Annotated in this window: 22 protein-coding genes; 13 read left to right on the plus strand and 9 right to left on the minus strand. The window is 68.2% G+C overall.

Translation table 11 applies throughout. From position 1 onward, the window contains the following. Positions 1–144: 144 nt before the first annotated feature. The 3 genes from recD to recC are packed head-to-tail and all read right to left on the minus strand — an operon-like array spanning position 145 to position 9,046. Positions 145–2,025: an exodeoxyribonuclease V subunit alpha gene (gene recD, locus AC5P5S_RS09955; protein ID WP_062606430.1), complete on the minus strand. Its 1,881-nt coding sequence runs from the start codon at positions 2,023–2,025 to the stop codon at positions 145–147. Next, positions 2,022–5,702, minus strand: a complete 3,681-nt coding sequence (gene recB / locus AC5P5S_RS09960; RefSeq protein WP_231336659.1) for an exodeoxyribonuclease V subunit beta — start codon at positions 5,700–5,702, stop codon at positions 2,022–2,024. The genes recD and recB overlap by 4 nt, the downstream gene beginning before the upstream one ends. Further along, positions 5,699–9,046 carry an exodeoxyribonuclease V subunit gamma gene (gene recC / locus AC5P5S_RS09965; RefSeq protein ID WP_062606434.1) on the minus strand — a complete coding sequence of 1,116 codons (3,348 nt, stop codon included), beginning with the start codon at positions 9,044–9,046 and terminating at the stop codon, positions 5,699–5,701. The genes recB and recC overlap by 4 nt, the downstream gene beginning before the upstream one ends. A gap of 189 nt (positions 9,047–9,235) precedes the next feature. Between recC and AC5P5S_RS09970 the strand changes: the two genes are divergently transcribed. The 6 genes from AC5P5S_RS09970 to AC5P5S_RS09995 are packed head-to-tail and all read left to right on the plus strand — an operon-like array spanning position 9,236 to position 13,335. After that, positions 9,236–10,024 carry an ABC transporter ATP-binding protein gene (locus tag AC5P5S_RS09970; RefSeq protein ID WP_005411704.1) on the plus strand — a complete coding sequence of 263 codons (789 nt, stop codon included), beginning with the start codon at positions 9,236–9,238 and terminating at the stop codon, positions 10,022–10,024. Further along, on the plus strand, positions 10,024–10,773 hold the full coding sequence (locus AC5P5S_RS09975) for an MlaE family lipid ABC transporter permease subunit (protein ID WP_005411705.1): 750 nt from the start codon (positions 10,024–10,026) through the stop codon (positions 10,771–10,773). Before AC5P5S_RS09970 ends, AC5P5S_RS09975 begins: the two co-directional genes overlap by 1 nt. A 59-nt stretch (positions 10,774–10,832) precedes the next feature. Then, the gene (gene mlaD, locus AC5P5S_RS09980) at positions 10,833–11,357 is read left to right on the plus strand and encodes an outer membrane lipid asymmetry maintenance protein MlaD (protein WP_005411706.1); all 525 of its coding nucleotides are present in this window, start codon (positions 10,833–10,835) and stop codon (positions 11,355–11,357) included. Continuing rightward, positions 11,354–12,016, plus strand: a complete 663-nt coding sequence (locus AC5P5S_RS09985) for an MlaC/ttg2D family ABC transporter substrate-binding protein (protein WP_005411707.1) — start codon at positions 11,354–11,356, stop codon at positions 12,014–12,016. The genes mlaD and AC5P5S_RS09985 overlap by 4 nt, the downstream gene beginning before the upstream one ends. Next, positions 12,006–12,317 (plus strand): STAS domain-containing protein, encoded by a 312-nt coding sequence (locus AC5P5S_RS09990; RefSeq protein ID WP_005414956.1) that lies wholly within the window; start codon positions 12,006–12,008, stop codon positions 12,315–12,317. The genes AC5P5S_RS09985 and AC5P5S_RS09990 overlap by 11 nt, the downstream gene beginning before the upstream one ends. Before the next feature lies 1 nt (position 12,318). Next, complete coding sequence (locus tag AC5P5S_RS09995) at positions 12,319–13,335, plus strand: MlaA family lipoprotein (RefSeq protein WP_043035321.1); 1,017 nt, start codon at positions 12,319–12,321, stop codon at positions 13,333–13,335. 106 nt (positions 13,336–13,441) lie between these two features. Here AC5P5S_RS09995 and AC5P5S_RS10000 read toward each other — a convergent pair whose 3' ends face one another. The 3 genes from AC5P5S_RS10000 to AC5P5S_RS10010 all read right to left on the minus strand — a co-directional run bounded on the left by AC5P5S_RS10000 (position 13,442) and on the right by AC5P5S_RS10010 (position 16,143). Then, positions 13,442–13,987, minus strand: coding sequence for a glutathione peroxidase (locus AC5P5S_RS10000; RefSeq protein WP_049417750.1), 546 nt, complete (start codon positions 13,985–13,987; stop codon positions 13,442–13,444). A 126-nt stretch (positions 13,988–14,113) separates the two neighbouring features. Next, complete coding sequence (locus AC5P5S_RS10005) at positions 14,114–14,512, minus strand: hypothetical protein (RefSeq protein WP_005411711.1); 399 nt, start codon at positions 14,510–14,512, stop codon at positions 14,114–14,116. A gap of 71 nt (positions 14,513–14,583) precedes the next feature. Further along, positions 14,584–16,143, minus strand: coding sequence for a DNA recombination protein RmuC (locus tag AC5P5S_RS10010; RefSeq protein WP_062606436.1), 1,560 nt, complete (start codon positions 16,141–16,143; stop codon positions 14,584–14,586). Between the two features lie 45 nt (positions 16,144–16,188). Here AC5P5S_RS10010 and AC5P5S_RS10015 point away from each other — a divergent pair, with 45 nt between their 5' ends. Continuing rightward, positions 16,189–16,794 carry a glutathione S-transferase family protein gene (locus AC5P5S_RS10015; protein ID WP_062606438.1) on the plus strand — a complete coding sequence of 202 codons (606 nt, stop codon included), beginning with the start codon at positions 16,189–16,191 and terminating at the stop codon, positions 16,792–16,794. 79 nt (positions 16,795–16,873) lie between these two features. Here the strand turns inward: AC5P5S_RS10015 and AC5P5S_RS10020 are convergent, their stop codons facing one another. Beyond that, positions 16,874–17,881 carry a zinc-binding alcohol dehydrogenase family protein gene (locus tag AC5P5S_RS10020; protein ID WP_049395267.1) on the minus strand — a complete coding sequence of 336 codons (1,008 nt, stop codon included), beginning with the start codon at positions 17,879–17,881 and terminating at the stop codon, positions 16,874–16,876. Positions 17,882–17,972: 91 nt separating this feature from the next. On the opposite strand from AC5P5S_RS10020, the gene AC5P5S_RS10025 reads away from it, so the two are divergent. From AC5P5S_RS10025 to AC5P5S_RS10045, 5 genes are all read left to right on the plus strand, one after another. Further along, complete coding sequence (locus AC5P5S_RS10025) at positions 17,973–18,944, plus strand: LysR family transcriptional regulator (protein WP_049395268.1); 972 nt, start codon at positions 17,973–17,975, stop codon at positions 18,942–18,944. Positions 18,945–18,958: 14 nt separating this feature from the next. Then, a complete protein-coding gene (gene leuE, locus AC5P5S_RS10030; RefSeq protein ID WP_005411716.1) occupies positions 18,959–19,588 on the plus strand; it encodes a leucine efflux protein LeuE in 630 nt (209 codons plus the stop codon). Then, positions 19,585–20,007 (plus strand): hypothetical protein, encoded by a 423-nt coding sequence (locus AC5P5S_RS10035; RefSeq protein ID WP_005411717.1) that lies wholly within the window; start codon positions 19,585–19,587, stop codon positions 20,005–20,007. The genes leuE and AC5P5S_RS10035 overlap by 4 nt, the downstream gene beginning before the upstream one ends. Beyond that, positions 20,004–20,702: a suppressor of fused domain protein gene (locus tag AC5P5S_RS10040; RefSeq protein ID WP_005411718.1), complete on the plus strand. Its 699-nt coding sequence runs from the start codon at positions 20,004–20,006 to the stop codon at positions 20,700–20,702. Before AC5P5S_RS10035 ends, AC5P5S_RS10040 begins: the two co-directional genes overlap by 4 nt. A gap of 166 nt (positions 20,703–20,868) precedes the next feature. Beyond that, positions 20,869–22,296 carry an amino acid permease gene (locus AC5P5S_RS10045; protein WP_012481681.1) on the plus strand — a complete coding sequence of 476 codons (1,428 nt, stop codon included), beginning with the start codon at positions 20,869–20,871 and terminating at the stop codon, positions 22,294–22,296. Between the two features lie 92 nt (positions 22,297–22,388). Here the strand turns inward: AC5P5S_RS10045 and AC5P5S_RS10050 are convergent, their stop codons facing one another. Together AC5P5S_RS10050 and AC5P5S_RS10055 are read right to left on the minus strand one after the other, a co-directional pair. Beyond that, on the minus strand, positions 22,389–23,630 hold the full coding sequence (locus tag AC5P5S_RS10050) for a dipeptidase (RefSeq protein WP_059033052.1): 1,242 nt from the start codon (positions 23,628–23,630) through the stop codon (positions 22,389–22,391). A gap of 210 nt (positions 23,631–23,840) precedes the next feature. Next, positions 23,841–25,010: a class I SAM-dependent rRNA methyltransferase gene (locus AC5P5S_RS10055; protein WP_005411721.1), complete on the minus strand. Its 1,170-nt coding sequence runs from the start codon at positions 25,008–25,010 to the stop codon at positions 23,841–23,843. A gap of 348 nt (positions 25,011–25,358) precedes the next feature. Between AC5P5S_RS10055 and AC5P5S_RS10060 the strand changes: the two genes are divergently transcribed. Continuing rightward, a complete protein-coding gene (locus AC5P5S_RS10060; protein ID WP_062606442.1) occupies positions 25,359–26,321 on the plus strand; it encodes a TerC family protein in 963 nt (320 codons plus the stop codon). Positions 26,322–26,381: the final 60 nt, after the last annotated feature.

The raw sequence follows: 26,381 nt of genomic DNA on the forward strand, positions 1-26,381 counted from the left end.
GGTAGATCCACGGCATGCGTGGATGAACGTCGGAATGATCGAAGTACGCTGTTGTGGAGTCGAGCCATGCTCGACTGCTTCTGGCTGGCGATCAGGTGAAGGGGTCAGAGCCCGTTCCAGATGGGAACGGGATCCGACCCCGATTCAGAACAACTGGCCCTGCATCGTGGGCTGTTCGATGCGCACCGGTGCTTCGGCCACCGCTTCCGTACCCAGCCGCCAGGCCAGGCCACCCAATCGGCTGGCGTGGCGTTTCAATGCGGCCTGCAGCACCTCTGCGCTGCCCGCCACATGCAGCACTTGGCGGGCGCGGGTCAGGCCGGTGTAGACCAGTTCGCGCGACAGCACGCGGCTGTCCTGGCGCGGCAGCTGCAGCCACACTTCATCGAACTCCGAGCCCTGCGCCTTGTGCACGGTCATCGCGAAGGCGCTTTCGTGCGCGGGCAGTGCGGCCGGGTGGAAGGCGCGCGGCTGCTCGACCGTGTCGCCGGGGAACCAGGCCACCATCGCGCCACTGCCATCGTGCAGGCAGATGCCGATATCGCCGTTGAACAGGCGGTGCCGGTAGCTGTTCTCGGTCACCAGCAGCAGGCGACCCTGGAAGTAGCCCGGGGTGTTGCCAGCCAGCAGCTGTTCGATGCGGCTGTTGAGCCCGCGCGCACCCTGCGGGCCTTCGCGCAGCGCGGTCAGCACGCGCAGTCGCCCGGCCTGCTGCAGGGCAAGCACCGGATCGGCGGCGTCGGCCAACGCACGCCAATGGCCCAGCAGGTGCTCGCGCTGGCCACGCAATGGATCGGCCTCGCCTTCGTGGAAATGCACGCCTGCCAGCGACCCACCGCGCAGCAGCTGCAATGCGGTGCTGCTGTCGCCTTCGCGCACGGCATGCGCCAGCGGTGCCAGGTCCAGCGCATCGCTTTGCCGGTAACCACGTTGCAGCTGCACGCGGCGGCCGGCGAAGGCGCGCGGCGTGGCCTGCGGCTGCAACGTGGCCGGTGCCAACAGACCCTGCAGTGCCTGCGCATCATCGGCGCGGGTGCCGATGCCATCACCGCTGGCGCGCAGGATCGCGCTGAGCACATCACCGGCTTCGACCGAGGGCAACTGATCGGGGTCGCCAAGCAGGATCAGGCGGGTGCCGCTGGCGATCGCGTCGACCAGCTTGGCCATCATCGGCAGATCGATCATCGAGGCTTCGTCGACCACCACCACGTCCACCGGCAGCGGGTTGTCGGCGTGGTGGCGGAAGCGCGGCGAATCCGGGATCACGCCGAGCAGGCGATGCAGGGTGGTGCCGGTACTGGGCAATGCCGCGCACAGCGCCGGGTCCACGCCGTTCTCCTGCAGGCGCTGCACGGCCAGACGCAGGCTCTCGGCCATACGCTCGGCGGCGCGTCCGGTAGGCGCGGCCAGCGCCACTTCGGGCAGCGGCTGGCCGGCGTGCCGGGCCTGCGCCGCCAGCAGCAGCAACAGGCGCGCGATGGTGGTGGTCTTGCCGGTGCCGGGGCCGCCAGTCACCAGCGCCAGCGGATGGCGCAGGGTCACGCCGGCGGCACGGGCCTGGTGATCCTCGCTGCCCGATGCCTGCGGGAACAGCTGCGCGAACAACGGTGCCAGCGCCGCCATGTCCGGTGCCGGCAGCGGATGCCGGCCGATGCGCTGCAGCCCGGCGGCCAACTGCCGTTCGTACTCGCGGTAGCGGCGCAGGTAGAGCAGGCCGTTCTCCAGCACCAGCGGCGCATCCTCGGCGATGGCGTCGGCCTGCTCGGGTATAGCCACCCAAGGCGATGCGCGCAGTTGTGCCAGCCAGTCCTGCGCGGCGGGCCACTCGGGCACCCCTTCCAGCAGGCGCTGCGGCTGCGCCGGATCGAAGCCGGCGTGGCCCTGCGCCACCGCCAGCGAGGCCAGCGCCGCCGCCAGCGCCACGCTCTCCGGCGTGTCGCCGCGCAGCCGCATCAGGCTGGTCGCCAACGCGTGGTCGAGGGTGCGCAGCAGGCCCTTCTGGTGCAGTTCCTTCAGCAGGCTCATGCGCTGGCCCCACGGGCACGTGCGGCCAGTTCGGCCTGGGCCTGTTCGCCACCGGCGAACAACGCATCCAGTGCATCCACCAGCGCCAGCGGGAAACGGTCCACATGCACACCGTTGCCGGTGCCATCGAGGCCGCGGCAGAACAGGTAGCGGATGCCGCCCATGTCACGCTCGTAGTCGTAGGCCGCGCCCAGGCGGAAGCGCAGCCAGCGATGCAGGGCTACGGTATAGATCAGCGCCTGCAGGTCGTACTCGCTGTGGCGCATGGCGATGGCCAGCAGGTCCGGGCTGTAGCCGGGCAGACGATTGGATTTGTAGTCGAGAACATACCAGCGACCGTCGCGCACGTAGGTCAGGTCGATCATGCCGGTCATCAGCCCTTCCAGGCGGCGGCGTTGTCCGAAGCCGCGCCGGCCACTGGAAACGCCGTGTGCATGCAGCACCTGCAGCAGCGCCGGCACCGTGGTGGGTTCGATGGCGAAATGGAAGTCGATCTCCGCACGGCGCTCGCCTTCGCCAAGGCTGTGCAGGGCCCCGCCTTCGGGCAGCGGCACGGTGAGCGTGTGGCCGACCAGTGGCACCAGCACGGCCACGCCATCGTCCAGGTCGACGTCGGCATAGCCTTCGTCGTGCAGCGCCTTGCGCAGCACCTCGGCCTGTCCCTCGGGCGCTTCCCGGCCCGGCTGCCAGTCACCCCAGGCAGCAAAGTCGACGTTCTCCATCGCCTCGTGCAGCACATTGCCGAAGCGGCTGCCCATGAAGCGCGGGTCGATCGGCGCGCTGTCTTCGACGACGGCGGTGGGTTCGGGCAGCGCCGGTTCCAGCGGCAGCTCCGGGCCAGCCGGTTCGTCGGCGGCCGGTGCCGGCAGCTCGGTGGCGGCCGCTTCAATATCACTGCCAGCGCCCGCATCGGCATGCGCCAGCTGGGTGAAGCTGTACACCCACCAGTCATGCGGCACGCGCCGGGTCAGTGCACGTACCGCCGGCAGGTCGCCTTCCACTTCGGCCGCCAGCTGCGGCAGCGCGGCCGGTGCCTCGCTGTCATCAATATGCACATCGGCGTGCGCGCGCAGCGCCTGCAGGTCACCCAGCAGTGGCGCCAGACGCGTCCTGCCGAGCCCGGCCAGATCACCCACGGCGATCCACAGCGCATGCTCGGCACGGGTCAGTCCCACATAGAGCAGGCGCGCATCCTCGGCACGCTGCTCGCGCTCACGCTGCGCGTTGGCCGCTTCCCAGGCCTCGTCCTTGTCCAGCTTCCAGTGCAGCTGGCGCTGGCCGCCAACGTGCACGGTGCAGTGCGAGGCGGTGTTCGGCGCGCCGCCGTCGATGCCGACGAAGGGCAGGAACACCAGCGGATACTCCAGGCCCTTGCTCTTGTGCAGGGTGATGATCTGCACGCGGCGCGCATCCGACTCCAGGCGCAGGAGCTGCTGCTCGTCATCCTGGTCGGCACTGGCCATCTGCCCCTGCAGCCAGTCCAGCAGGCCATGCATGCCCAGCGCCTGCGCCGAGGCCTCCTGCAGCAGTTCACCCAGCTGCAGGTAATTGGTCAGGCGGCGCTCGCCATCGATCAGCGCCAGCAGGCGTTCACCCTGTGCGGCACAGACATCGGCAATCACTGCGAACGGTCCGCCGCGCTGCCAGCGCTCGCGCCAATGCAGCAGCTGTGCCTGGAACCCGCGTTGCAGGTCACCTTCGCGTTCCATTGCCGCGATCGCGCTGGCCCGCTGGCCAAGCAGCACGGTGGCCAGCGCTGCACGCAGGCGGCCTTCGTCGGCCGGTTGCAGCAGTGCCAGCAGCAGCGCACGAAGGTCGCGGGCTTCAGCAGTGGCGAACAGGCTCTGCTTGCCGGCCGCCACCGCGGGAATGCCGACCGCGGCCAGCGCGCGCTGTACCAGGGTGGCCTCGCGATGCGAGCGCACCAGCACCGCGATATCACCGGGCTGCACCGGTCGCTCACGCAACACGGCATTGCCCGTGCGCGCATCGACCAGGATCTGGTGAATCGCGGCCACGCAGGCCTGGGTCGCCGCATCGCGCGAGGCATCGGCGCTCATCGCCTTGTCATCGCCACTGCGCAGCACGCGCAGGGTGAGTGCCTTGGCGGCCTGGCCGTCGCGCAGGTAGTCCGCATCGCTGCGCACGCCACCGGGCCGCACCGGCTCGAACCGGATGTCGCGTTCGAGGAAGGCGTCTTCGCCACCGTTGTCGTACAGCGCCTGCAACGCGCGCAACACAGACGGTCGCGAGCGGAAGTTCTGGTCCAGCACCGGCGCCTGCTGCGCCACCTGCTTGGCCTTCAGGTAGGTGTGGATGTCGCCACCGCGGAAACCGTAGATCGCCTGCTTGGGGTCGCCGATCAGGAACAGCGCCGGCGCCAGGCCGAGTTCGCGCACCTCCGGCGAATCGCCGAACACGGTGTGGAAGATGCCCCACTGGCGATCGTCGGTGTCCTGGAACTCATCGACCAGCGCGATGCGGTACTGCGCACGCAGTTGCCTGACCAGCGTCAGCCGCTGCGGGCCTTCCAGGGCGAGCGCTACGCCATCAATCAGATCGTCGTAGGTCTGTACCCGGCGCGTACGCTTCAGCGCCTGCAGGCGCTGCGTGGCTTCGGCGCGAAGCGTGTGCAGGAAATCCAGCGCGGTACCACGCAGCCAGGCATCGCGTTCGGCCAGCAGCGCGACATAGCGCGACAACGGCGCCTGCAATGGCGACGACGGCGTGCGATCCAGGAATTTCTTGTTGGTCTTGTCGGCCAGCACCTCCGGCAGCAGCGCCGGCAGGCGATCGCTGGCCAGCAGCTCGCGCGGGTCGGCGCGCTCGGCCCAGGCCAGCAGCTGCCGGCCCAGCGCGTGCAGCCAGCCCAGCTTGTATGACACGCCGTTGAGCCACTTGTTGTCGACGGCATCGCAGAGGTCGATGAAGAACTGCTCGCCATGCTCGCGCACGCTTGCGGACAGGGCTTCCGCCGCGCTCTGCAATGCCGGGCGTGGATCGGCCAGCGCCGCCGGCCGTGGCAGCGGATGCAGCGGCGGTGTGCCCAGCAGCGCGCGCAGATCGGCGGCCAGCGCGTCGGGGCTGGACCACAACCAGGTCAGCGGCTCCAGCGTGGCCGGGTCGTTGGCATGCACGCGCCACAGATCGGCCGCGAGCTCCTCCAGCAGTTCACGGTCGCTGGCCAGCAGTTCCGGCGGATCAAAGGTGTGGCCGCTTTCCAGCGCATGCTCGCGCAGCACGCGGGTACAGAAACCATGAATGGTGAAGATGGACGCCAGGTCGATCTCGTCTGCGGCCACCTGCAGGCGGCGTTTCAGTGCGGCGGCGCTCTCGGTGCCGCCCTGCAGATGGCGCTGCAGCACGTCGCGCGTCAATCGTACCTCCGGTGCTTCACCGTCGGCCGCTTCCAGGTCGACCAGGCGCGCGGCCAGCGCCAGGCGCTCGCGGATGCGCTTGCGCAGTTCCTGGGTGGCGGCATCGGTGAAGGTCACCGCCAGGATCTGGCCGATGCGCAGGCCCTGCTCCACCACCAGGCGGGTGAACAACGTGGCCAGGGTGAAGGTCTTGCCGGTGCCGGCGCTGGCTTCGATCAGCCGGATGCCCTCCAGCGGCAGCGCCAGATAGGGATCGCGGCTGAGGGATTCGAGGCCGTCTTCGGCGATGGCGGTGTTCATGCGTCGCCCTCCTGGCGTGCTTCGGCGCCGAGAGCGCGGCCTTCGCGCACCGCGCTGAAGACCAGCTGGCTGTTGCGCAGCAGGTCAGCGTAGCTGGCCTCGGTAGCGAACGGGTCGGCACCCCGCAGCAGCAGCTGCCAGGCGTCGCTGCTGGATTCACCCCAGCTGCGGTCGCTGCCGTGCCACTGCTTCCAGCCTTCGCTGCGCTGCTTTTCTGCCGGCGCGTTGTACAGCACCCAGCCGGTGTACGGGGCAAAGCGCAGCGGCTCGCGCAGGCCACGCTGGCGCAGCTGCAGCAGCGCACGCAGCGCCGCACGTGCAGCGGGAACGCTCAGTGCCGGCAGTACATGCGGGCCGGGACCGGCGTCGCCGCCATCATGGAACTGCACAAGCGGCAGCGCGTCGCCCGCCGCATTCGCCAGCAGCCAGTCCAGGCCGTGGCGGATCACTGCATTGCCATTGAGCGTGCCGGCACGCAAGCGCACCAGCCCTTCCGGATGCCGATCGGCCACGCGGCCATGCAGGCGCACGCCATCGATGTCCACTTCGTAGCGACGGCTTTCCAGTGGTTCGCCCTGCATCCAGCCCAGCAGCGCACTGGCATACGGGCGTGTCTTCAACTGCTCCACCTCGAACTGACGCTCGCCCAATGGACCCGACGGCAGCAGGCCACGCGCGCGCAGCCGCGGGTACAACGGCTCGGTATCGCCGCTGAGCGTGGCGCGCACTACCGCCGCCTGCACGCTGCGCTTTTCCGGCCCGCGCGAGGACAGCACCAGCGGTTCCAGGTCATCCACCTCCTCGACCTCGTCGGCCAGGCGCAGGCCCAGCGACTGGGCGAGGAACTGTCCGGCCGGGTCGCACAGGAAGCGGCGCAGGGTATCGAGCGCGACCTCCTCCTCCACCGCGTCGTCGAGCGGCGGCGGCAACGGTGCATCGAACCACGGCTGCAGGCCACCGCGCTGGCCGGTGAGGCGACCGGCGGCCGGATGCCACTGGCGGCGATAGCTGAAGCGACGCGGATCGCCATCGCCGAACGCCGCCGGTGAGAACGGCTGCAGGGCGTGGCGCACGGTGAAGTCGCGGACCGCCGCAGGCGGATCGAGGTGATACGCGGCGGCGGCGTCGATCAGTTCGCTGACCAGCACCGACGGCTCGCGCACGCTGCCATCGCGCGGATCGGCGCCGAGATAGCTGAGATAGAACACCTCCTGCGCCGCGGCGAACAGCTGCAGGAACAGGAAGCGGTCATCCTCGCGGGTGGAGCGGTCGCCCGGACGGCGGCGCGGCGTATCCAGCTCGGCAGTGAGTTGGTTGAGACCGGCAGCGGGGTCACGGCGCGGGAAATCGCCATCATTGAGGCCGAGCACGCAGATCACCCGGAACGGCAGCAGGCGCATCGGCACCATGCGGCCGAAACTGATGCCACCGGTCAGCAGCGGTGCGCGCGTATCGGCCTCGCCCAGCGCGCCGGCGAAGTGCGCGCGCACCACCTCCGGCGGCACGCCTTCCTCGAAGCCGGCCTTGGCGGCATCTTCGGCGAACTGGTTGAGCAGCTTGCGCAGGCGCTCCAGCGCGCGCTGGCTGTTGGGGGAACTGGGCGCGGTGGGCAGCAGTGCATCCAGCAGCGACAGCAGGCGTTGCCGCCACTGCGCCGGGGTCAGCAGCTCGCCCAGTCGGCGCTGGTAGATGGCCAGCACGCGCAGCAGGCGCAGCAGCCGGTCCAGCGCGTCCAGCGCACCGCCTTCCAGTTCGATCCACGGCGCCACGCCGGCCAGGTCGGCCTCGCTGCCGGTGGCGTGGCCGAGTACCAGGCGATCCAGCGCGAACTGCCAGGTGTAGGCGTCGTCGGCCGGTGCCTGGTGCTGGTTGCGGTGTTTCGCATCCAGGCCCCAGCGTGCACCGGCCTGTTGCAGCCAGCCATGCAGGCGGTCGAAGTCCACCGCCTCCAGCCCGGCCGCCTCGGCCAGCGGCGCGCTGGCCAGCAGGTCCAGCACTTCGTTCAAGCCAAAGCGCGAGACCGGCAGGCCCAGCAGGTGCACGAACACATCGGCCAACGGCTCGCCGGCCAGCGGACTGCTGTCGGCCAGCGCATACGGAATGTGTTCCTCCTCGCCGCCGCGACCGCCGAACACCGCTTCCAGGTACGGCACATAGGGATCGATGTCCGGCGCCAGCACCGCGATCTCGCGCGCCTGCAGCGGCGGGTCGAAGCGCGGGTCCTGCAGCAGGCTGCGCAGCTGGTCGTGCAGCACCTGCAGCTCGCGCAGGCGGGTATGGCAGGCATGCACCTGCAGGCTGGGGTCGTCGCTGCGCAGGCCGTCGCGCAGCTCGCCCGAGGGCAGCGCGCGGCGGTGGAACAGGTCACGCTGCAGGCGATGCAGCAGGCTGTCGGACAGGCCGCCTTCGTCCAGGGTCGGGCGGGTGTCCTCCTCCGGATCGGAATAGGCAGCGATTTCGCCGGCCGGATGCACCACCTCGTAACTGCCCAGCACCGCCATGAAGTCGCGCCCGGCCGCACCCCAGGCTTCCAGCAGGCGGTTCTCGCCGGCCGCTTCGCCGAAGGGGTCCGGTGCGCCGCTGCGCAGGCGCTCGGCCAGCGTCTGCAGGTCACCCCAGTACGACTGCACCGGGGTAGGCATATAGAAATGCAGCTCGCCCACCCGCGCCTGGGTGGCCATCACCCGCAGCACGTCGGGCGAGATGTTGAGCGTTGCGAACGCAGACATGCGCGGTGGCAAGCCCTTCGGCAGCGGTTGGCCGGCACCTTCGAAACGGTCAAGGTACTCCTGGATGCGGCGCGCGCGGTAGTCGTGGCCCTGGGTGATGGTGCGCCACAGGATCGCCTGCGGGTCGGCAGGATCGGCACCGGCTGCCCAGCGCAGCAGCCAGTCACGGCGCCACGCCTGGTACTTTTCAAATACCGAGGCCAGCTCGCCGGCCAGCGCCCAGGGTTTCAATGCGTCACCGCCGGCAAGATAGGACTGCAGCGCACGCATCGGTGGCTGCGCCAGCAATGTCGGGTCGCGCAGGGCCTGGTACAGCTTCCAGTGCAGGCCGGCCGCGTCCAGATCGTCCTGCTCGCCGCTGACGTTGGCCTTCAGCGCGCGGGCCACGAACTCGCCCGGGGTGAGGAATTCGAGGTTGGCGGCGACACCGAATTCGGCGGCCAGTGTCGCTTGCAGCCAGCGGCGCATCGCCACCTGCGGGATCAACACCACTTCCGGCGCCAGCAACGGCTGGCCTGGCACCGGCGCACGCACGTTGCGCGCCAGCAGCGCGGCCAGCACGTCCAGCGAGTTGGAATGGTAGAGGCGGAAATCGCTGCCTGGGTCACTCATCATGCACAGTGTGCAGGACGGCAGGCAGTATTCAATGGTCGGCCCATCGACGGTACGGATTGTTCCGGGCTGCCGGCCGATTGTCCCGGCCTGCGCCACGCCCTGCCGTGCAACAATACTGCACCGTCCAGTCTGCTTATGTTCAGCCGGCTGGCCCGATCCTTCGATGTCTAAAAAACGTTAATGGTGCCCATGTCGGCTTCCACCTCCAGTCTGGTGCAGTTGTCCAACGTCCGCATCGACCGGAGCGGACGCACGATCCTGCGTGACGTGTCGCTGCAGGTGCCGCAGGGCAGCATCACCGCCGTGCTCGGCCCCTCCGGCAGCGGCAAGTCGACCCTGCTGGCGGCGCTGACCGGCGAACTGCGACCGGTGGCCGGCGACGTCACCCTGTTCGGCAAGCCGATCCCGCATGACAGCAGCGCGCTGCTGGAGATGCGCAAGAGCGTGGGCGTGCTGCTGCAGGGCAATGGCCTGCTGACCGATCTCACCGTGGCCGAAAACGTCGCACTGCCGCTGCGTACGCATACCCGCTTGCCGGCCGCCGTGCTGCGCCGGCTGGTGGAGATGAAGCTGCATGCGGTGGGCCTGCTGGCCGCCGCCGACGCCTGGCCGCGCGAACTGTCCGGCGGCATGGCGCGCCGCGTGGCGCTGGCCCGTGCGCTGGCGCTGGACCCACCACTGATGATCTACGACGAGCCGCTGACCGGGCTGGACCCGATCGCCTCCGGGGTGATCATGAGCCTGATCCAGCGCCTCAACCACAGCCTGGGCCTGACCAGCATCATCGTCAGCCACCACGTGCACGAGACCCTGCCGATCTGCGACCAGGTGATCGCCATCGCCAATGGCGGCGTCGTGTTCCAGGGGACGCCCGAGGCACTGCAGTCCAGCCAGGATCCGCTGCTGCGGCAGTTCCTGCATGGCCAGCCGGATGGCCCGATTCCGTTCGATGCCGCGCCACGCGCGAGGGTTGCCTGATGCCGTTCGTCCAAGCCACCCGCTCGCTGGGCCGCGCCGGGCTGTTCTCGCTGACCGTGCTGCGCGGTTCCCTGCCGACCCGTGATTTCCTGTCCGAGCTGACCCGCGAGATCTACAAGATCGGCGCGCGCTCGCTGCCGATCATCGCCGTCGGTGGCGCCTTCGTCGGCCTGGTGCTGACCCTGCAGGGCTACCGCACGCTGACCACCTTCGGCGCGGCCGACGCGTTGTCGACCCTGCTTGGCCTGTCGCTGTACCGCGAACTGGCGCCGGTGCTGACCGCGCTGCTGTTCATCGGCCGCGCCGGCAGTTCGATCGCCGCCGAGCTGGGCCTGATGCGCGCCACCGACCAGATCAAGGCGCTGGAGCTGATGGCGATCGACCCGGTGGCCAAGGCCGTGGCGCCACGCTTCTGGGCGGCGGTGCTGACCGTGCCGCTGCTGACCGGCATCTTCTGCTCGCTGGCGATCAGTGCCAGCTACTTCGAGGCCGTGCACGTGCTGGGCCTGGACAATGGCGTGTTCTGGTCGGCGCTGCGCAACAGCGTCGATTTCTGGGATGACTTCGGCGTGGCGATGCTGAAGTCGGCGATCTTCGGCGGCACCGCCGCGCTGGTCGCCGCCTATGTTGGTTTCCATGCCGAGCCGACCATTGAAGGCACGTCGGTGGCGACCACCCGTGCAGTGGTCAACGCTTCGCTGCTGGTGCTGATGTTCAACTTCGTTCTGTCGGCAATGTTGTTCACCTAACCCCTCCACCGGCGGTGCGCAGGCGCGCGCGGCCACCACGACTCGATCAGGTAATCCACATGGCCATCCGCGGTCCCAGACTCGAATTCTCCGTCGGCGCTTTCCTGCTGCTGGCCCTGGCCTCGCTGATGGTGCTGGCGGTGGCCTCGACCAACCAGCGCTGGAGCTGGGGCAGCCAGGGCTACGAGCTGAAGGCGCGCTTCTCCCAGGTCGGCCAGCTGCGCAAGCAGGCGCCGGTGAAGATCGGCGGCGTCACCGTCGGCCAGGTCGCCTCCATCGACCTGGACCCGGTGAAGTTCGAATCGATCGTGACCCTGCGCATGGACAGCAAGGTCAAGGACCTGCCGGCGGACACCTCGGCCGGCATCTTCACCAGTGGTTTGCTCGGCGAGAGCTATATCGGACTGCAGCCGGGCGGTGATCCGGACGTGCTGAAGGCCGGCGACGAAATTGTCTTCACCCAGCCGGCGGTTGACCTGATCCAGCTGGTCGGCAAGTACATGTTCAGTGGCGGCGCCGGTGGCGGCGCTGCTCAGAAGCCCAACGATGGCGCGCAGGCGCCTGCAACGGAACCGCAACCATGAAGATGAAACTGATCCCGGCCCTGCTCGCCTCGGCGCTGCTGGCGGCTACTCCGTTCCTCGCCCAGGCCCAGGCCGCCGCCCCCGCCGCTGCCGCGGCGCAGGGCCAGGCCGGCAAGGTGGTGATCGATGCCAGCACGCGCATCCTCACCACCCTGCAGCAGCGCAGGAGCGAATTCGGCAGCAATCCGGCCAGCCTGCGCAACTACATCGACAGCGAACTGAACCGCACCTTCGACCGCGACTATGCCGCGCGCCTGGTGCTGGGCCCGCACGCCCGTGGTGCCTCGGATGCCGACATCAAGCTGTTCGCCGATGCCATGGCCGACAGCCTCATGCAGCGCTACGGTTCGACCCTGCTCAACATCCAGGGCAAGCCGAGCTTCCGCCTGAAGGGTGAAAGCCCGCTGCCGGGCAACCGCGGCGTGCGCGTGAGCACCGAGCTGGTGCGTGCCGGCAGCGAGCCGACCCCTGTCGAGTACTGGATGCGCAACGTGAACGGCCAGTGGAAGATCTTCGACGTCAACATCGAAGGCATCTCCTACGTGCAGACGTTCCGCAACCAGTTCGACACCCCGCTGCGCCAGAAGGGCATCAAGCAGGTGGCCAGCGAGCTGCACAGCGGCAGCATGCAGGCCGGGCCCGCGGGCAATGGCAAGTAACGCACTGGCGCTGCTGGAAGGCGACACCCTGCGCCTGCGCGGGGTGCTCGACCGCGCTGCGGTGATCGCGCTATGGCCGCAGCTGCAGGCCCTGCCGGCAAAGCTGGCACGGCTGGATCTGGCTGAGGTCGAACGCGTGGACAGCGCCGGCCTGGCCCTGCTGGCCGAGCTGGCGGCACGTGCGCGCAAGGCCGGCCATCCGCTGGTGATCACCGGCGCGCCGGCTGGCTACAACGAACTGAGCGCGGCCTACCGGCTGTCGCCCAACCTGGATTTCAACGCTACTTCTGCTGCGAGCTGACATGAACGTCGTGCGCACTCTCCCCCTGATCGTCCTGGCCACCGCCCTCACCGCCTGTGCCGGCAAGCCCGCGCGCAGCGATGCACCGGCAGCCAGCACCGTGGTCCCGGCCAGTTCTTCCACCTCGCCCGCCGTCGCGGCCACCGATGCCGGCACGGCTGACGCTGCCCTGGTCGCGCCGGTGGCCAATCCGCCGGCTGCTGCCGCATCGTCGCCGGCTGCTCCCACCGACAGCGGCGACGGCAGCGCGGCGAAGACCTCAGCCGCCACCGCGCCCGGTGGCGATGACGACTTCGATGCCCTCTATGGCGGTGCCGGCAACACCACCAACGCAGCGGCCTACGATCCGTGGGAACCGTTCAACCGCAAGGTGCACAAGTTCAACAACGCGGTCGACCGCGGCGTCGCGCGTCCGCTGGCCACCGCCTATACCCACGTGGTGCCGCGCTTCGCCCGCACCGGCGTCAGCAACTTCTTCAGCAACCTGCGCGCGCCGGTGACCATCACCAACCAGCTGCTGCAGGGCCGCGGTGCCGATGCATGGGACAGCCTCGGCCGCTTCCTGATGAACAGCACGCTGGGCATCGGTGGCCTGTTCGATCCGGCCAGCAAGGCGATGGTGCCGCGCCGCAATGAGGACTTCGGCCAGACCCTGGGTGCCTGGGGCTGGCGTCGTTCGCGCTACGTGGAACTGCCGTTCTTCGGCCCGCGTACCGTGCGCGACGTGTTCGGCCTGGCCGGCGACATTCCGCTGTCGCCGATCCGCCGTATCGAAGAGGACAAGGTCCGCATCGGCCTGCAGGGCCTGCAGCTGGTCGATACCCGCGCGCAGCTGCTGGCGATCGACGACCTGCGTGACACTGCCGTGGACGAGTACTCGCTGGTGCGCGATGCATGGATGCAGCGTCGCAACTACCAGATCGAGAACGATCTGCGCAGCAAGCGCGAGCGCGGCCACGACGACGCCAATTCGCCGATCCCGGTCGATGCGATGCCGATGCCGCAGTGGACGCACTGAGTCCTGTCAGCGACGCATGAAAAACCCCGCCTCGGCGGGGTTTTTCTTTGGCGCCGTGGGTGGGGTCGGAGCCCTTTCACGTGGAAAGGGATCCGACCCCGGCCGATCAGGCAGCCAGCGCGGCTTCGATGGCTTCGCGCAGGCGCGCGTCGTCAGCCGCCACGTCCGGGGCGAAGCGGGCGATGACCTTGCCGTCGCGGCCGACCAGGAACTTCTCGAAGTTCCACAGCACCGCCGGCGCGGCGTGGATCGGAATCTCCTTGCTGGCCAGGCGCTCGCGCAGCGGGCCTTCGCCGATCGACTGCGGCTGCGCAGCGGTCAGCTGCTGGTACAGCGGGTGGGTGTCGTCACCGGCCACGCTGATCTTGGAGAACATCGGGAAACTGACATCGTAGGTGAGCTGGCAGAACTGGTGGATCTCCGCTTCGCTGCCAGGCTCCTGGCCGAGGAAGTTGTTGGCCGGGAAGCCCAGCACTTCCAGGCCCTGTGCGTGCTTTTCCGCATACAGCGCCTGCAGGCCTTCGTACTGCGGGGTCAAGCCGCACTTGGAGGCGACGTTGACCAGCAGCAGTACCTTGCCCTGGTAGTCGGCAAGCGAGGACGGCTGGCCGTCGATGGTGGTGAGGGAAATGTCCTGGATCGAAGTGCTCACGCGGGGGCTCCGGCAACAGCGGGGAATGGCCCACCAGCATAGCGCCGCGCGATGTCGGTCGTGCCGGCCGCTGGCCGGCAATCGTGCGATCGTTCGCAAGGGTTCATGAGGCTGCCAGCACTACGATCAGTCCACGCAGATCATGCCCTGCGCCTTGCCCTCATCAATGCGCTGGCGGCAGCCGAAGTTCTGGCGGGCATCGCGCTGGCAGGTGCCGGTGGCGGGGCTGCCAACCGCCACTTCGCCGCCGGCAAGGCACTGGCCCGTGCAGTCGCTCTTGCGGCTGCAGGCCTTGCCCGCATCGGCGTAGGGAATCACGCACTGTTCGCGCTGCAGCCGGCCCAGCCGCTGCAGGGTGCCGCCAGCGGCCTGGCAGTCCACATCGCGCGCTTCGCGGTAGGCCTCGGCTGCTTCGGGGCTGGTGGCTGCGGCGGGTGCCGCCGCCGGATTGGCAGCCGGCGGTGCGCTGCTGCAGGCGACAAGCAGCGCGGTCAGGATGAGACTGGTGCAGAGGCGCAGGCGCATGGCGTTACCTGATCCAGTAGGACAGGCCGCCAGCATACGCATCGACCATGCAGGCGGCGTGTCGACGTAGCTCAGGCTTCGTCGCCTTCGTCGCCTTCGTTGCCTTCGTCCTCGGCCGTGGCATCAGCATCGGCCAGGCCGCCCAGCAGGGATTGCGCCTGCTCTGACGCCAGCGACTCCACGCCGCGCAGGCGCCGTTCGATGGTGCGCGTCTTGCGGCTGGCTTCGCCGATGCTGCGGCCGACCGTGGTGATCTGCTTCTCGGCCTTCTCGAGAATGCCGGCGAACTTGCCGAACTCGCTCTTCACCGCACCCAGCAGGCTCCACACCTCGCTGGAACGCTGCTCGATGGCCAGCGTGCGGAAGCCCATCTGCAGGCTGTTGAGCAGCGCGGTGACCGTGGTCGGTCCAGCCACCACCACGCGGTGCTCGCGCTGCAACAGGTCGACCAGGCCCGGGCGCCGGATCACTTCGGCATACAGGCCTTCGGTTGGCAGGAACATCACCGCGAAGTCGGTGGTGTGCGGCGGCGCGATGTACTTGTCGCAGATCGACTTGGCCTGCACGCGCACCGCGCGTTCAAGCTGGATGCCCTGCAGGCGCACGCCGTCGGCGTCACCCTGTTCCTGCGCGTCGAGCAGGCGCTCGTAGTCCTCGCGCGGGAACTTGGAGTCGATCGGCAGCCACACCGGCGTGTCGTCGCTGCTGCGGCCCGGCAGGCGCACCGCGATATCGACCATCTCGCCACTGTCCGGGCGTACCTTCACTGCCCGCGCGTACTGTTCCTGGGTGAGCGTCTGTTCGAGGATGTTCTCCAGCTGTACTTCGCCCCAGCTGCCACGGTTCTTGACGTTGGTCAGCACACGCTTGAGATCGCCAACGCCGGTGGCCAGCTGCTGCATCTCGCCAAGACCGCGCTGCACCTGTTCCAGGCGCTCGGAAACCAGCTTGAAGGAGTTGCCCAGGCGTGTTTCCAGCGTCGACTGCAGCTTTTCGTCCACGGTGTGGCGCATCTGCTCCAGCTTCTGCGCATTGTCGTTCTGCAGCGCGCGCAGCTGCTCTTCCAGCGTGGCGCGCATCTCGGCGATGCGCTGTTCGTTGCGCTGGGTCAGTTCCTGCAGGCGCAGGCCAAGGCTTTCGGTCAGGCGCTGCTGCGACTGCGCGCCTTCCTCTCGGCCCTTGCGCGCGTCATCGACCAAGGTCTGGCGCAACGCACCCAGCTGGGTGTCGGTACGCCCGGTGAGTTCCTGCAGCTGCTGGCCGAAGGCGTGGATGCGCGCTTCCTGCTGCTGGCCGAAGGTTTCCAGCTGGCCGCGCAGTTCCTGCAGGCGCTGCCCCATGAGTGCGGCGCCACGCTGCTGGCTCTCCGCCGCCTCGGCACGCGCCTTGCGGGCGTCCTCGCCCAGCGCCTCGCGCAGCAGGTCCAGGCGCTGGTCGGTGCGGGTGGACAGATCGGTCAGCGCGCGGGCAAAGCCATCGAGCTGTTCGCGCAGCTCGCTGCGACCGGCGCGCGCCTCCTCACGCACCGCCTGTTCGAGGCGGTCGTGCGGCGGGCGGCGCAGCAGGGCGACAAGCTGCAGGATGAGCACGGCCAATAGAAGGCCGCCAATGAGCAGATATTCGGTTTGCATGGGGCAAGTGTAGGCTGGCGGAGTCTCAGCTGCTGCGCCAGAACCATGCTCGCTCTGTACGGAAAGCCCACCTCCATCAACGTGCGCAAGGTCCTGTGGCTGTGCGCGGGGCTGGATCTGCCCCTGCGCCACGAGCCTGCGCCACCCGCGGACCTGCTGGCCGCACTGAATCCGAACCGGCAGGTACCGGTGCTGCGCGATGGCGACTTCGTGCTGTGGGAGTCCAACAGCATCTGCCGCTACCTTGCTGCCCGCGCCGGCCGTGACGACCTGCTGCCCGCAGCAGCGCAGGCCCGGGCCCGGGTGGAGCAGTGGATGGACTGGCAGTCCAGCGACCTCAACAGCGCCTGGCGCCATGTGTTCATGGCGCGCGTGCGCCAGCATCCGGACTACCCGGACGATGCCCGCGCCGAGGCCAGCCTGGCGCAGTGGAACCGGTTGATGGGGGTGCTTGATGCACAGCTGGCCGCCACCGAAGCCTACGTGGCGGGCAGCACCTTCACCCTTGCAGATATCGTGCTGGGGCTGTCGACCCAGCGCTGGCGCAGCACACCCGGCCACAAGCCCGCGCTGCCACACCTCGCGGCGTGGTTCGAACGCCTGCGCCAGCAGCCCGGTTTCGCCGAACACGTCGACAACGGCGTGGCCTGAGGCAGGGGTCAGATCCCTTTCCCGGGGGAAAGGGATCTGATCCCAAGAGCGACCCCAAGGGCGCGGGAACGACCCGGCCTTACCAGCCTTCCAGCACGATCTTGCCCTTGGCGCGGTGACTCTCCAGCAGCGCATGCGCGCGCCGCAGGTTGGCCGCGTCGATGCGCCCGAAATGCTCGCCCAGCGTTGTCTGCAGCACGCCGGCATCGATCAGCTCGGCCACCCGGTTCAGCAGGTCGTGCTGGCGCTGCATGTCCGCGGTCTTGTACAGCGGGCGGGTGAACATCGACTCCCAGTGCAGCGACAGTGCCTTGCGCTTGAGCGCCATCACGTCCACCTGGCCCGGATCGTCGATCAGGCCGAACTGGCCCTGCGGCGCCAGCAGCTCCACGATCTGCGCGTAGTGCTGGTCGGAGTGGGTCAGGCTGGCCACGTGCTGCACCTCGCTGATGCCCAGCCGTGCCAGTCCCTCGGCCAGCGGCAGGCGGTGGTCGATCACGTGGTGTGCGCCCATCGCATACACCCAGTCCTGGGTGTCCGGGCGCGATGCGGTGCCGATCACCGTCAGTTTCGTCAGCTTCCGCGCCAGCTGCACCAGGATCGAACCGACACCGCCAGCAGCACCGATCACCAGCAGGGTCTGGCCTTCACCGCCGCCCTCCGGAATGCGCAGGCGGTCGAACAGCAGCTCCCAGGCCGTGATCGCGGTCAGTGGCAGCGCGGCGGCGGCCGCATCGTCGAGACTGGCCGGCTTGCGGCCGACGCTGCGCTCGTCCACCAGCTGGTACTCGGCATTGCTGCCCGGGCGGTCGATCACGCCGGCGTAGTAGACCGCGTCGCCAGGCTGGAACAGGGTGACCTCGCTGCCCACCGCGTCGACGATGCCGACCGCGTCCCAGCCCAGCACGCGCGGGCCGTCGGTGGCCACGCCGCGGCGGACCTTGGTGTCGACCGGGTTCACCGCCACCGCGCGCACCGCCACCCGCAGGTCGCGTGGGCCGGGCTGCGGCAGTTCCAGTTCGATATCGATCAGGGCCCGGGTGTCGTCGATCGGCAGGCCGGCGTGGGTGTAGGCAATGGCGCGCATGGCAGCGGTCCAGTGGGGAAGGAGTGCACAGGTTGCGCCGCGCACGGTCGCTCAGAAAGGCGCAGAATCGGGCAGCACTTTCACTCCGGCAATGAAGATGATCCGCTTCGACGACCTGCAGTTGTTCGTCCGCACGGCCGCACTGGGCAGCTTCTCCCAGGCGGCCCGCGAGGCCGATCTGTTACCCGGACAGGTCGCTGCAGCCGTGGCGCGGCTGGAACGCGAACTGGACCTGCGCCTGTTCGTGCGTACCACCCGCAGCCTGCGCCTGACCGGCGAGGGCGCGCTGTACCTGCCGTATGCGCAGGAGGTGCTGGCTACCCTGCGCGAAGGGCGGGCCCGCGTGCAGGGCGAGGACGCCGAACTGCATGGCACGCTGCAGCTGTCGGCGCCGTCGGACTTTGGTCGCAACCTGCTGCTGCCGTGGCTGACCGCGTTCCGAGCCGCGCATCCACGGCTGCGCCTGCACCTGCGGCTGTCCGATGAAGTGGCCGACGTGTTCCGCGATCCGGTCGATGTGGCGATCCGCATCGGCCACTTCGACGACGCCAGCTACGTGGCCCTGCCCCTGCTCGAAGGCAACCGTCGTGTGCTCGCGGCTTCGCCCGATTACCTGCAGCGACGGGGCACGCCGGTGCGCCTGGACGAACTGCGCGAGCACGATTGCCTGGTCTACCAGCTCAGTGGCCGCGCCTACGATCGCTGGTCGTTCGAGGTCGAAGGGCGCCGCACCGTGATCCCGGTGCGCGGCCCGCTGGTCTGCGACGACGCCGACGTGGTGCGGCGCTGGGCGGTGGCCGGCGAAGGCATCACCTACAAATCCTGGCTGGACCTGCGCGAAGACGTGCTGGCCGGACGCCTGCAGCTGCTGCTCGACGGCGTCGGCAGCCACATTCCGCTGCAGCTGGTGTGCCCGCACCGCAAGCAGTTCTCGCCGGCGGTGCGGCAGCTGCATGCGCAGCTGCGCCAGCACCTGCAACCGCTGCTGTCTGGCATGCCCGATGGACTCCCCCACCCCCTGTCGCCCACCCCGGTGCTGGCCGACAATGGCAGCCCCCCGTAAGAGAGAACACCGCCATGCCGTGGATGGGCATCCAGGACCTGTGGACGTTTCTGGTCGCTGTGCTGGTGTTTCTCGCCCTGCCCGGCCCCGGCACCTTCACCCTGCTGACCGCCACCGGCCGTGGCGGCGTGCGCGGCGGCTACACCGCACTGGCCGGCCTGCTGGTCGGTGACCAGATCCTGATGTGGCTGGCGCTGGCCGGTGTCGCCGCACTGCTGAAGGCCAACCCCTTGGTCTTCCACGCTGTGCAGTACCTGGGTGCGGCCTACCTGGTATGGGTGGGCATCAGCCTGCTGCGCACGCCGAAGCACGAGGGCGGTGACGCCGGCCCGATCCGCATGCAGCCGGGCCGCTACTTCCAGCAGGCGATCCTGGTCAGCCTGCTCAACCCGAAGGCGATCCTGTTCTACATGGCCTTCCTGCCGCTGTTCATCGATCCGAAGGCGCACCAGGGCATCGCCACCTTCGCGGCCCTGGCCGGCATCATCCTGGTGGTCAGCATCGCCTACTGCTCGATGCTGATCGGTGTGGGCAACCTGGCCCGCCGCCGGTTGATCCAGCATCCGCGCATCAGCGATGCGCTGCGCCGGGTGGCCGGCCTGTTCCTTGTCGGGTTCGGCATCCGGTTGGGGTTGAACGGATGAAGGCCTGGCTGGCAACCGCGGTCGCACTACTGCTCGCCGGCACCGCCTCTGGTACCACCGTGCAGGACCATCGCTGCCTGAGCGGCGGTCGCAATGACAGCATCCACCTGGAATGGCGCTGGCTGAAAGACGGCCGGGCCGATGTGCGCTACGCCGGGCAGCGCGAGCGCCTGCCCCTGCACCGGATCTCGATGGAGACCACGGTGCTGGCCGAAGATCGCCCGTACCAGTTCGACAGCGTCTGGGAAGAACGCATCGACGGACGCCTCAACGGCCGCTACCTGCTGAGCACGCAGGGTGCCCTGGTGCTGGATCTGCGTTACGAACGCGCCCGCGATGGCCGCAGCACCACCTTCCACGACGACCCCGAAGCCTGGCAGGAAGACGGCTGCCGCTGGCCCGGCAGGGTGGCTGAGTGAGCACCATCGACGACGACACCCTGCTGGAGCGCAGCTGGGAGTATCGGGAGGAGACGCTGTACCGGCGGTTGTTCGGCGATACCGGACCGGGGATCTACCCCCTCGACATGGATCTGCTGCGCAACGTCTTCAAGCAGGAGCAGATCGACCCGCGCTGGCTGCATGTCGGCGTCAATGCGTGCCCTCCGCACGGTGATCGACGGCACTGGATCTATGTCAGCACCGGCCTGTCCAACCCCTGGGAAGGGCGGCACGAAGATGGAGATTCGGGGTGGGGCATCGAACTGATGCTTGAGACGCAGGATGAAGCGACGTGGGCGCTGACCACCTTGCGCTGGTTCACCGCGTACCACCTGCTGCTGTGCCACTCACGCATGCCCGGCAATCCGTTGGCGCCATGGGACCGGCTGAAGCTGGGGGGGCCGGTGGATCACGCAGGGAGCATGCTGCAGGCGGCCGTCTTCGTGCCGTCATTGCACTTTCCGGGACCCCAGCAACTGCCATCGGGACGATTCGACTTCCTGCAGCTGCTGCCGTTGACCCTGGACGAGCACGCGTTCGGCCGCGCGCATGGCTTCGAAGTGCTGGTGGCCCAGTTGAGAACCCAAGGTGCGGCGCCGGTGATCGATCCGCAGCGGGTCAGCATCGATCTGGCCCCTGCTCTCGTACTTCAATCGCCTCCGGGCTCGCCTTGAGGGATCGAATCATTTCGAACCCTGCCAGCATTTGTGCCGATTCCGGCAGCGTGGCCGGGGTGCAGCGCGCGCCCCGCCATGCATGACCCCCGTCAGTGGTAATGCTGCGCTGCGTTCGGTCACACTCGGGAACTTGTCGTTCTTAGTCACCCCTTCCGAGGCCTGCATGTCCCTGTTCCGGCGCAAGTCCCTAGATTCCGTCACCGTCCACGAAGCCGGCAGGCGTCTGATCCCGACGCTCAGCTGGCCGCACCTGATCGCGTTGGGTATTGGCGCCATCGTCGGTACCGGCATCTACACGCTGATCGGCGTCGGTGCCAACCTGGCCGGCCCGGCCGTGCTGATCTCCTTCGCCATCGCCGGTGCGGTCTGCGCCTGCGCGGCGCTGTCCTACGCCGAGCTGTCGACGATGATGCCGGCCGCCGGCAGTGCCTACACCTACAGCTACAGTGCGCTGGGCGAGGTGTTTGCCTGGGTGGTGGGCTGGAGTCTGATCCTGGAGTACTCGCTGGTGGTGAGTACGGTGGCGGTGGGCTGGTCCGGCTACTTCGTCGGCTTCCTCGAATGGGTCCACACCCAGTTCGGCTGGAACGTGCACCTGCCGGCCTGGCTGGCGGCCGGCCCGCACGTGGAAGGCGGCATGATCAACCTGCCGGCGATCATCATCACCTGGCTGGTGGCCGGCATGCTGATGGCCGGCACCAAGGAAAGCGCCACCCTCAACGCCGTCCTGGTGGTGTTCAAGCTGATCGCGCTGGCCATCTTCGTGGCCGTGGCCCTGCCCGCCTTCGACAGCGCCAACCTGCAGCCGTTCATGCCGTATGGCTTCGCCAAGTCGATGGGCCCTGACGGCGTTGAGCACGGCGTGATGGCGGCCGCGGCGATCATCTTCTTCGCCTTCTACGGCTTCGATGCGATCTCCACCGCCGCCGAGGAAACCAAGAACCCGGGCCGCGACCTGTCGATCGGCATCATCGGTTCGATGATCGGCTGCACCATCGTCTACGTGCTGGTGGCGCTGGCCGCCGTGGGTGCGATGAGCTACGCCGTGTTCGGCCACAGCGCCGAGCCGCTGGCGCTGATCATGCGCCAGCTGGGCCATCCGACCGCGGCGATGGTGATCGGCGTGATCGCGATCATCGCCCTGCCGACCGTGCTGCTGGCCTTCCTGTACGGCCAGAGCCGCATCTTCTTCGTGATGAGCCGTGATGGCCTGCTGCCGCGTGGCCTGTCCAAGGTCAACGCGCGCACCGGCACGCCGGTGGCGACCACGCTGTTCACCGCAGTGGTGGTGTCGGCGCTGGCCGGTGTGGCGCGCCTGGACGAGATTGCCGCGCTGGCCAACGCCGGTACCCTGGCCGCGTTCACCGCCGTCGGCATCTGCCTGGTGGTGCTGCGCCTGCGCGAGCCGAACCGCGAGCGCACGTTCCGCACGCCGCTGGCCTTCGTGGTCGGCCCGCTGGCCGCGCTGGGCTGCATCTACCTGTTCCTCAGCCTGCCGCACACCACCCAGCTGTATTTCCTGCTGTGGAACGTGGCCGGCCTGGTGCTGTACTTCCTGTACAGCCGTCGCCACGCGCTGATCGCGAAATAACCGGATCGCCGGTAGTGCCGGCCGCTGGCCGGCACCTCTCATCCTGTTGATACGGGCAATGCCGGCCAGCGGCCGGCACTACCGCAGGGCGGTCAACCGCCCTGCTTTGCCGCGTAGTCCTGCGCCTGGCGCATCACCCGCAGCAGGTTGCCGCCCCAGATGCCGGCAATCTGCTGCTCGGTGTAACCCTTGCGCAGCAGCCACGCGGTGATCTTCGGCAGCTGGCTGACATCGGGCAGGTCGCTCAGGCCACCGCCGCCATCCCAGTCCAGGCCGATGCCCACGTGCTCGGGGCCGACCACCTTGAGGATGTGCTCGAAGTGGGCGAAGAAGTCGTCGAGGCTGGCATGGCGCACCGGGTGTTCGTGGTCCAGCGCCTGCTCGGCCTTCAGCAGGGCGACGCCCTGCTCGATGCCCATGCCTTCCCAGCCACCCAGCTGCTTGCTCAGCGCTTCCTCGGCCTGCTTGCGCTCGGGTGTCTTTGCGGTGTCGATCAGGTAGCCGCCATAGGCGTTCACCTGGATCACGCCGCCGGCCTTGGCCAGCTTGCGCAGGCGCGCGTCATCAAGATTGCGCGGGTGGTCGTAGACCGCCTTGGCTGAGCTGTGCGACAGCACGAAGGGCACCGGCATCATTGCCAGCAGGTCATCGAACACCGCGTCGGACGCATGCGACTGGTCGATCACGATGCCCAGCTTCACCGCCTGCTGCACCAGGTCCTTGCCGGCCGGGCTCAGGCCTTTCCATTCCGCTCCCTTGGGGTCGGTGGCCGAATCGGCGAACTCGTTGTTGGCGAAGTGCACGGTACTGAGCAGGCGCAGGCCGGCACGGTGGTAGAACGAGAGCAGGCTGGGGTCTTCCACCAGCGGGCTGGCGTTTTCCATGCTGATGTAGACCACGCGCTTGCCGGCGGCCTTGATCCGTGCCGCGTCATCGGCGGTCAATGCCAGCGCGAAACGCTCGGGATTGGCGGCCAGCATTTCGCGGATCTCCAGCAGCCGCTGCAGGCCATGGTCACGCTCGGCGAGGTGCGCGGCTGGGCTGCGGTCGCCCTGATCGGTGTAGATCGCCCAGAAGCCACCGTCCAGCGCGCCCTCGACCATGCGCGGGTAGTCCACTTGCGAGAGTGCGTTGCGGTCGTGGCGCTGCTCGATGTCGAAGCCGGTCCGGCCGAAATTGGCCGGCGTATCCAGGTGGCTGTCGAGCGTGACCAGGCGCTGCTGCAGCGCCTTGGCGCGGGCCAGTTCCTGTGCGCTGAACTCGATGGCATGAGCCGACAGCGGCGCACACAGCGCCAGGGCAAGCACGACGGACAGGTGGCGCAACGATGGCATGGGCTCTCACCGGCAATGGGAAGAGCCCGACCATAGCGCTGCAGCCGGCAGATTTGTAGAGTCGGGCTCACGCTCGGCTGCCAGGCACCGCGAGTCGAGCATGAATCGTATTCACGGCCCAGCGGCCAGCTTCCCGCGCATTGCGATGCGTTCGAAACAATGGCGCCCCCAGGATCAGGTGGCGCGGCTCGCCTCTACATCGTCCCGCGGTCAGTCGACCACGCGGCAGAACACGGCCTTCAGGTAACGCGATTCCTGCACGTGGGCCATGAACGGATGGTCCGGACCCGCACCAGCGACCTTCAGGATCTGGATCGTGCGGCCAGAGAAATAGGCCGCGCGGCGCAGCATGTCGAGGAACTGGTCCTCGGCCACCAGGCCGGTGCAGGAGAACGTGGCGAACAGGCCACCCGGCTTGACCACGCCCAGCGCCAGCTTGTTCATGTCCAGGTACTTCTTCAGCGCGGTGATGACCTGGTCGCGGTCGCGGGTCATCTTCGCCGGATCCAGGATCACCACGTCGTACTGCTCGCCGCGGTTGGCGGCGTCGCGCAGCCACGGGAAGATGTCGGACTGGATGAACTTCGGGCGCACGTTGTTCAGGCGCGAATTGCCCTTGGCGATCTGGATGACGTCCTCATCGATGTCGATGCCGACCACTTCCGAAGCGCCACGCGCAGCGGCATACACGGCGAAACCGCCGGTGTTGCAGCACAGGTCCAGCACGCTCTTGCCTTCCACCTGCTGGCTCAGCCACTCGCGGTTCTCGCGCTGGTCGGCGAAGAAACCGGTCTTGTGCGCGCCGGCCGGGTCGGCGCGGAACTTGATGCCGTACTCGGTGATCACCGACGCTTCGGTGGTGGTGTTGCCGTGGAAGTCGAAGCTCTCCTGCTTCTGCACGTGTTCGTCGGCAAAGCTGTGGAAACGGCAGCCCGGGAACTGCTCGCGCAGGGCGTCGTAGATCCATTCGCGGTGGCGGAACATGCCGGCGGCGAAGAACTCGACCACCACCAGGTCGCCGTAGCGATCCACCACCAGGCCGGACAGGCCGTCGCCTTCGCTGTGCACCACGCGCCAGGCGTCGGAGACCGCGTCGAGCTTCAGCACCTCACGGCGCAGCGACACCGCCTGGGCGATCTTGCGCGAGAACCAGCCGGCATCGACCGGCACGTTCTGGTCGGTTTCGAGGATGCGCACGGCAATGCGCGAGTGCCCGTTGTAGAACCCGCGGCCAATGAACTCGCCATCGATGCCGACCACGTCGACGATGGAACCGGGCTTGGGCCGGACGGTCGGTTTCTCGACCAGTTTCTGGAAGATCCACGGGTGGCTGGAACGCCACGCATTCTTGAGGCGGACAATCGGAAGGGGGGTATTCATCCACCCATTGTAAACCGGGCGCCGGGGGTCGGATCCCCGCAGGGGCTCTGACCCCAGTGTGGCGACGATGGGGTCGGAGCCCCTTTGGGGATCCGACCCCTGGCCTCCCCATTTGACGGCGGCGGGGCCAGACGGCAGAATCGGCGCCAGAAGGGGAGTAGCTCCCAGACGTTGTCGCCGTCATTTCGAGCCCGCAGGCTCCGGTGCAACGGCAGTTCCAGCCGACTGGAACTGCGAGCGAGACCTTCGCCGTACTGGCGAAGCTCTGTCCCTGGATCCCCCTCCCGATCCTCCGTTGCAGATCCTCGCCGTCCGGCCTGGCATTCATCTTTCCAACGGACATTCCCAATGCAGACGATCGGTAACGTGTGGTTGTGGGGCGGCTTCGCAGCGGTGGTGGTCATCGCCCTGCTGGTCGACCTCGTGTTGATGCGCCATGGTGGACCGCACAAGGTCACCTTCAAGGAGGCCCTGTGGTGGTCCATCGGCTGGGTCGCGCTGGCCCTGCTGTTCAATGCGGGCCTCTGGTACTACCTGAATGAGACCGCAGGCCAGGTGGTGGCGAACAAGGTCGGCCTCGAGTTCCTGACCGGCTACCTGGTCGAGAAGGCGCTGGCGGTCGACAACATCTTTGTGTTCCTGATGATCATGAGCTACTTCGCGGTGCCGGAGGAGCAGCGCCAGAAGGTGCTGATCATCGGCATCCTGGGTGCGATCGTGCTGCGTACGATCATGATCTTCGCCGGCAGCGTGCTGATCAGCCAGTTCCATTGGCTGCTCTACGTGTTCGGCGCCTTCCTGCTGTTCACCGGCTGGAAGATGTGGTTCGCCGCCGGCCAGGAGCCGGACCTGGAAACCAATCCCGCCCTGCGCTGGATGCGCAAGCACCTGCGCCTGCTGCCGGACTATGCCGGCAACGCACTGAGCGTGAAGCGCGACGGCGTGCGCTGGTTCACCCCGCTGTTCGCGGTGCTGATCCTGATCGCGGTCACCGACGTGATCTTCGCCGTGGACAGCATCCCGGCGATTTTCGCGATCACCACCGACCCGTTCATCGTGCTCACCTCCAACGTGTTCGCGGTGCTGGGCCTGCGCGCGATGTTCTTCCTGCTGGCCGGCATGGCCGACCGCTTCCACCTGCTGCCGTATGGCCTGGCGCTGGTGCTGGGCTTCATCGGCATCAAGATGATGATCATCGACCTGTTCAAGATCCCGACCCCGGTGTCGCTGGGCGTGGTCGCGGTGATCATCGCCGCCACCGTGGTACTGAGCCTGAAGTACCCGCCGAAGGAAGGCTCCGGCCACACCTGATCATGGCCGGCCGGCGGGATTGTCCCGCCGGCCGCACCCACTCTCCCGTTGCGGTGGCCT

The organism is Stenotrophomonas sp. YJH_SMC_54 (assembly GCF_059368435.1).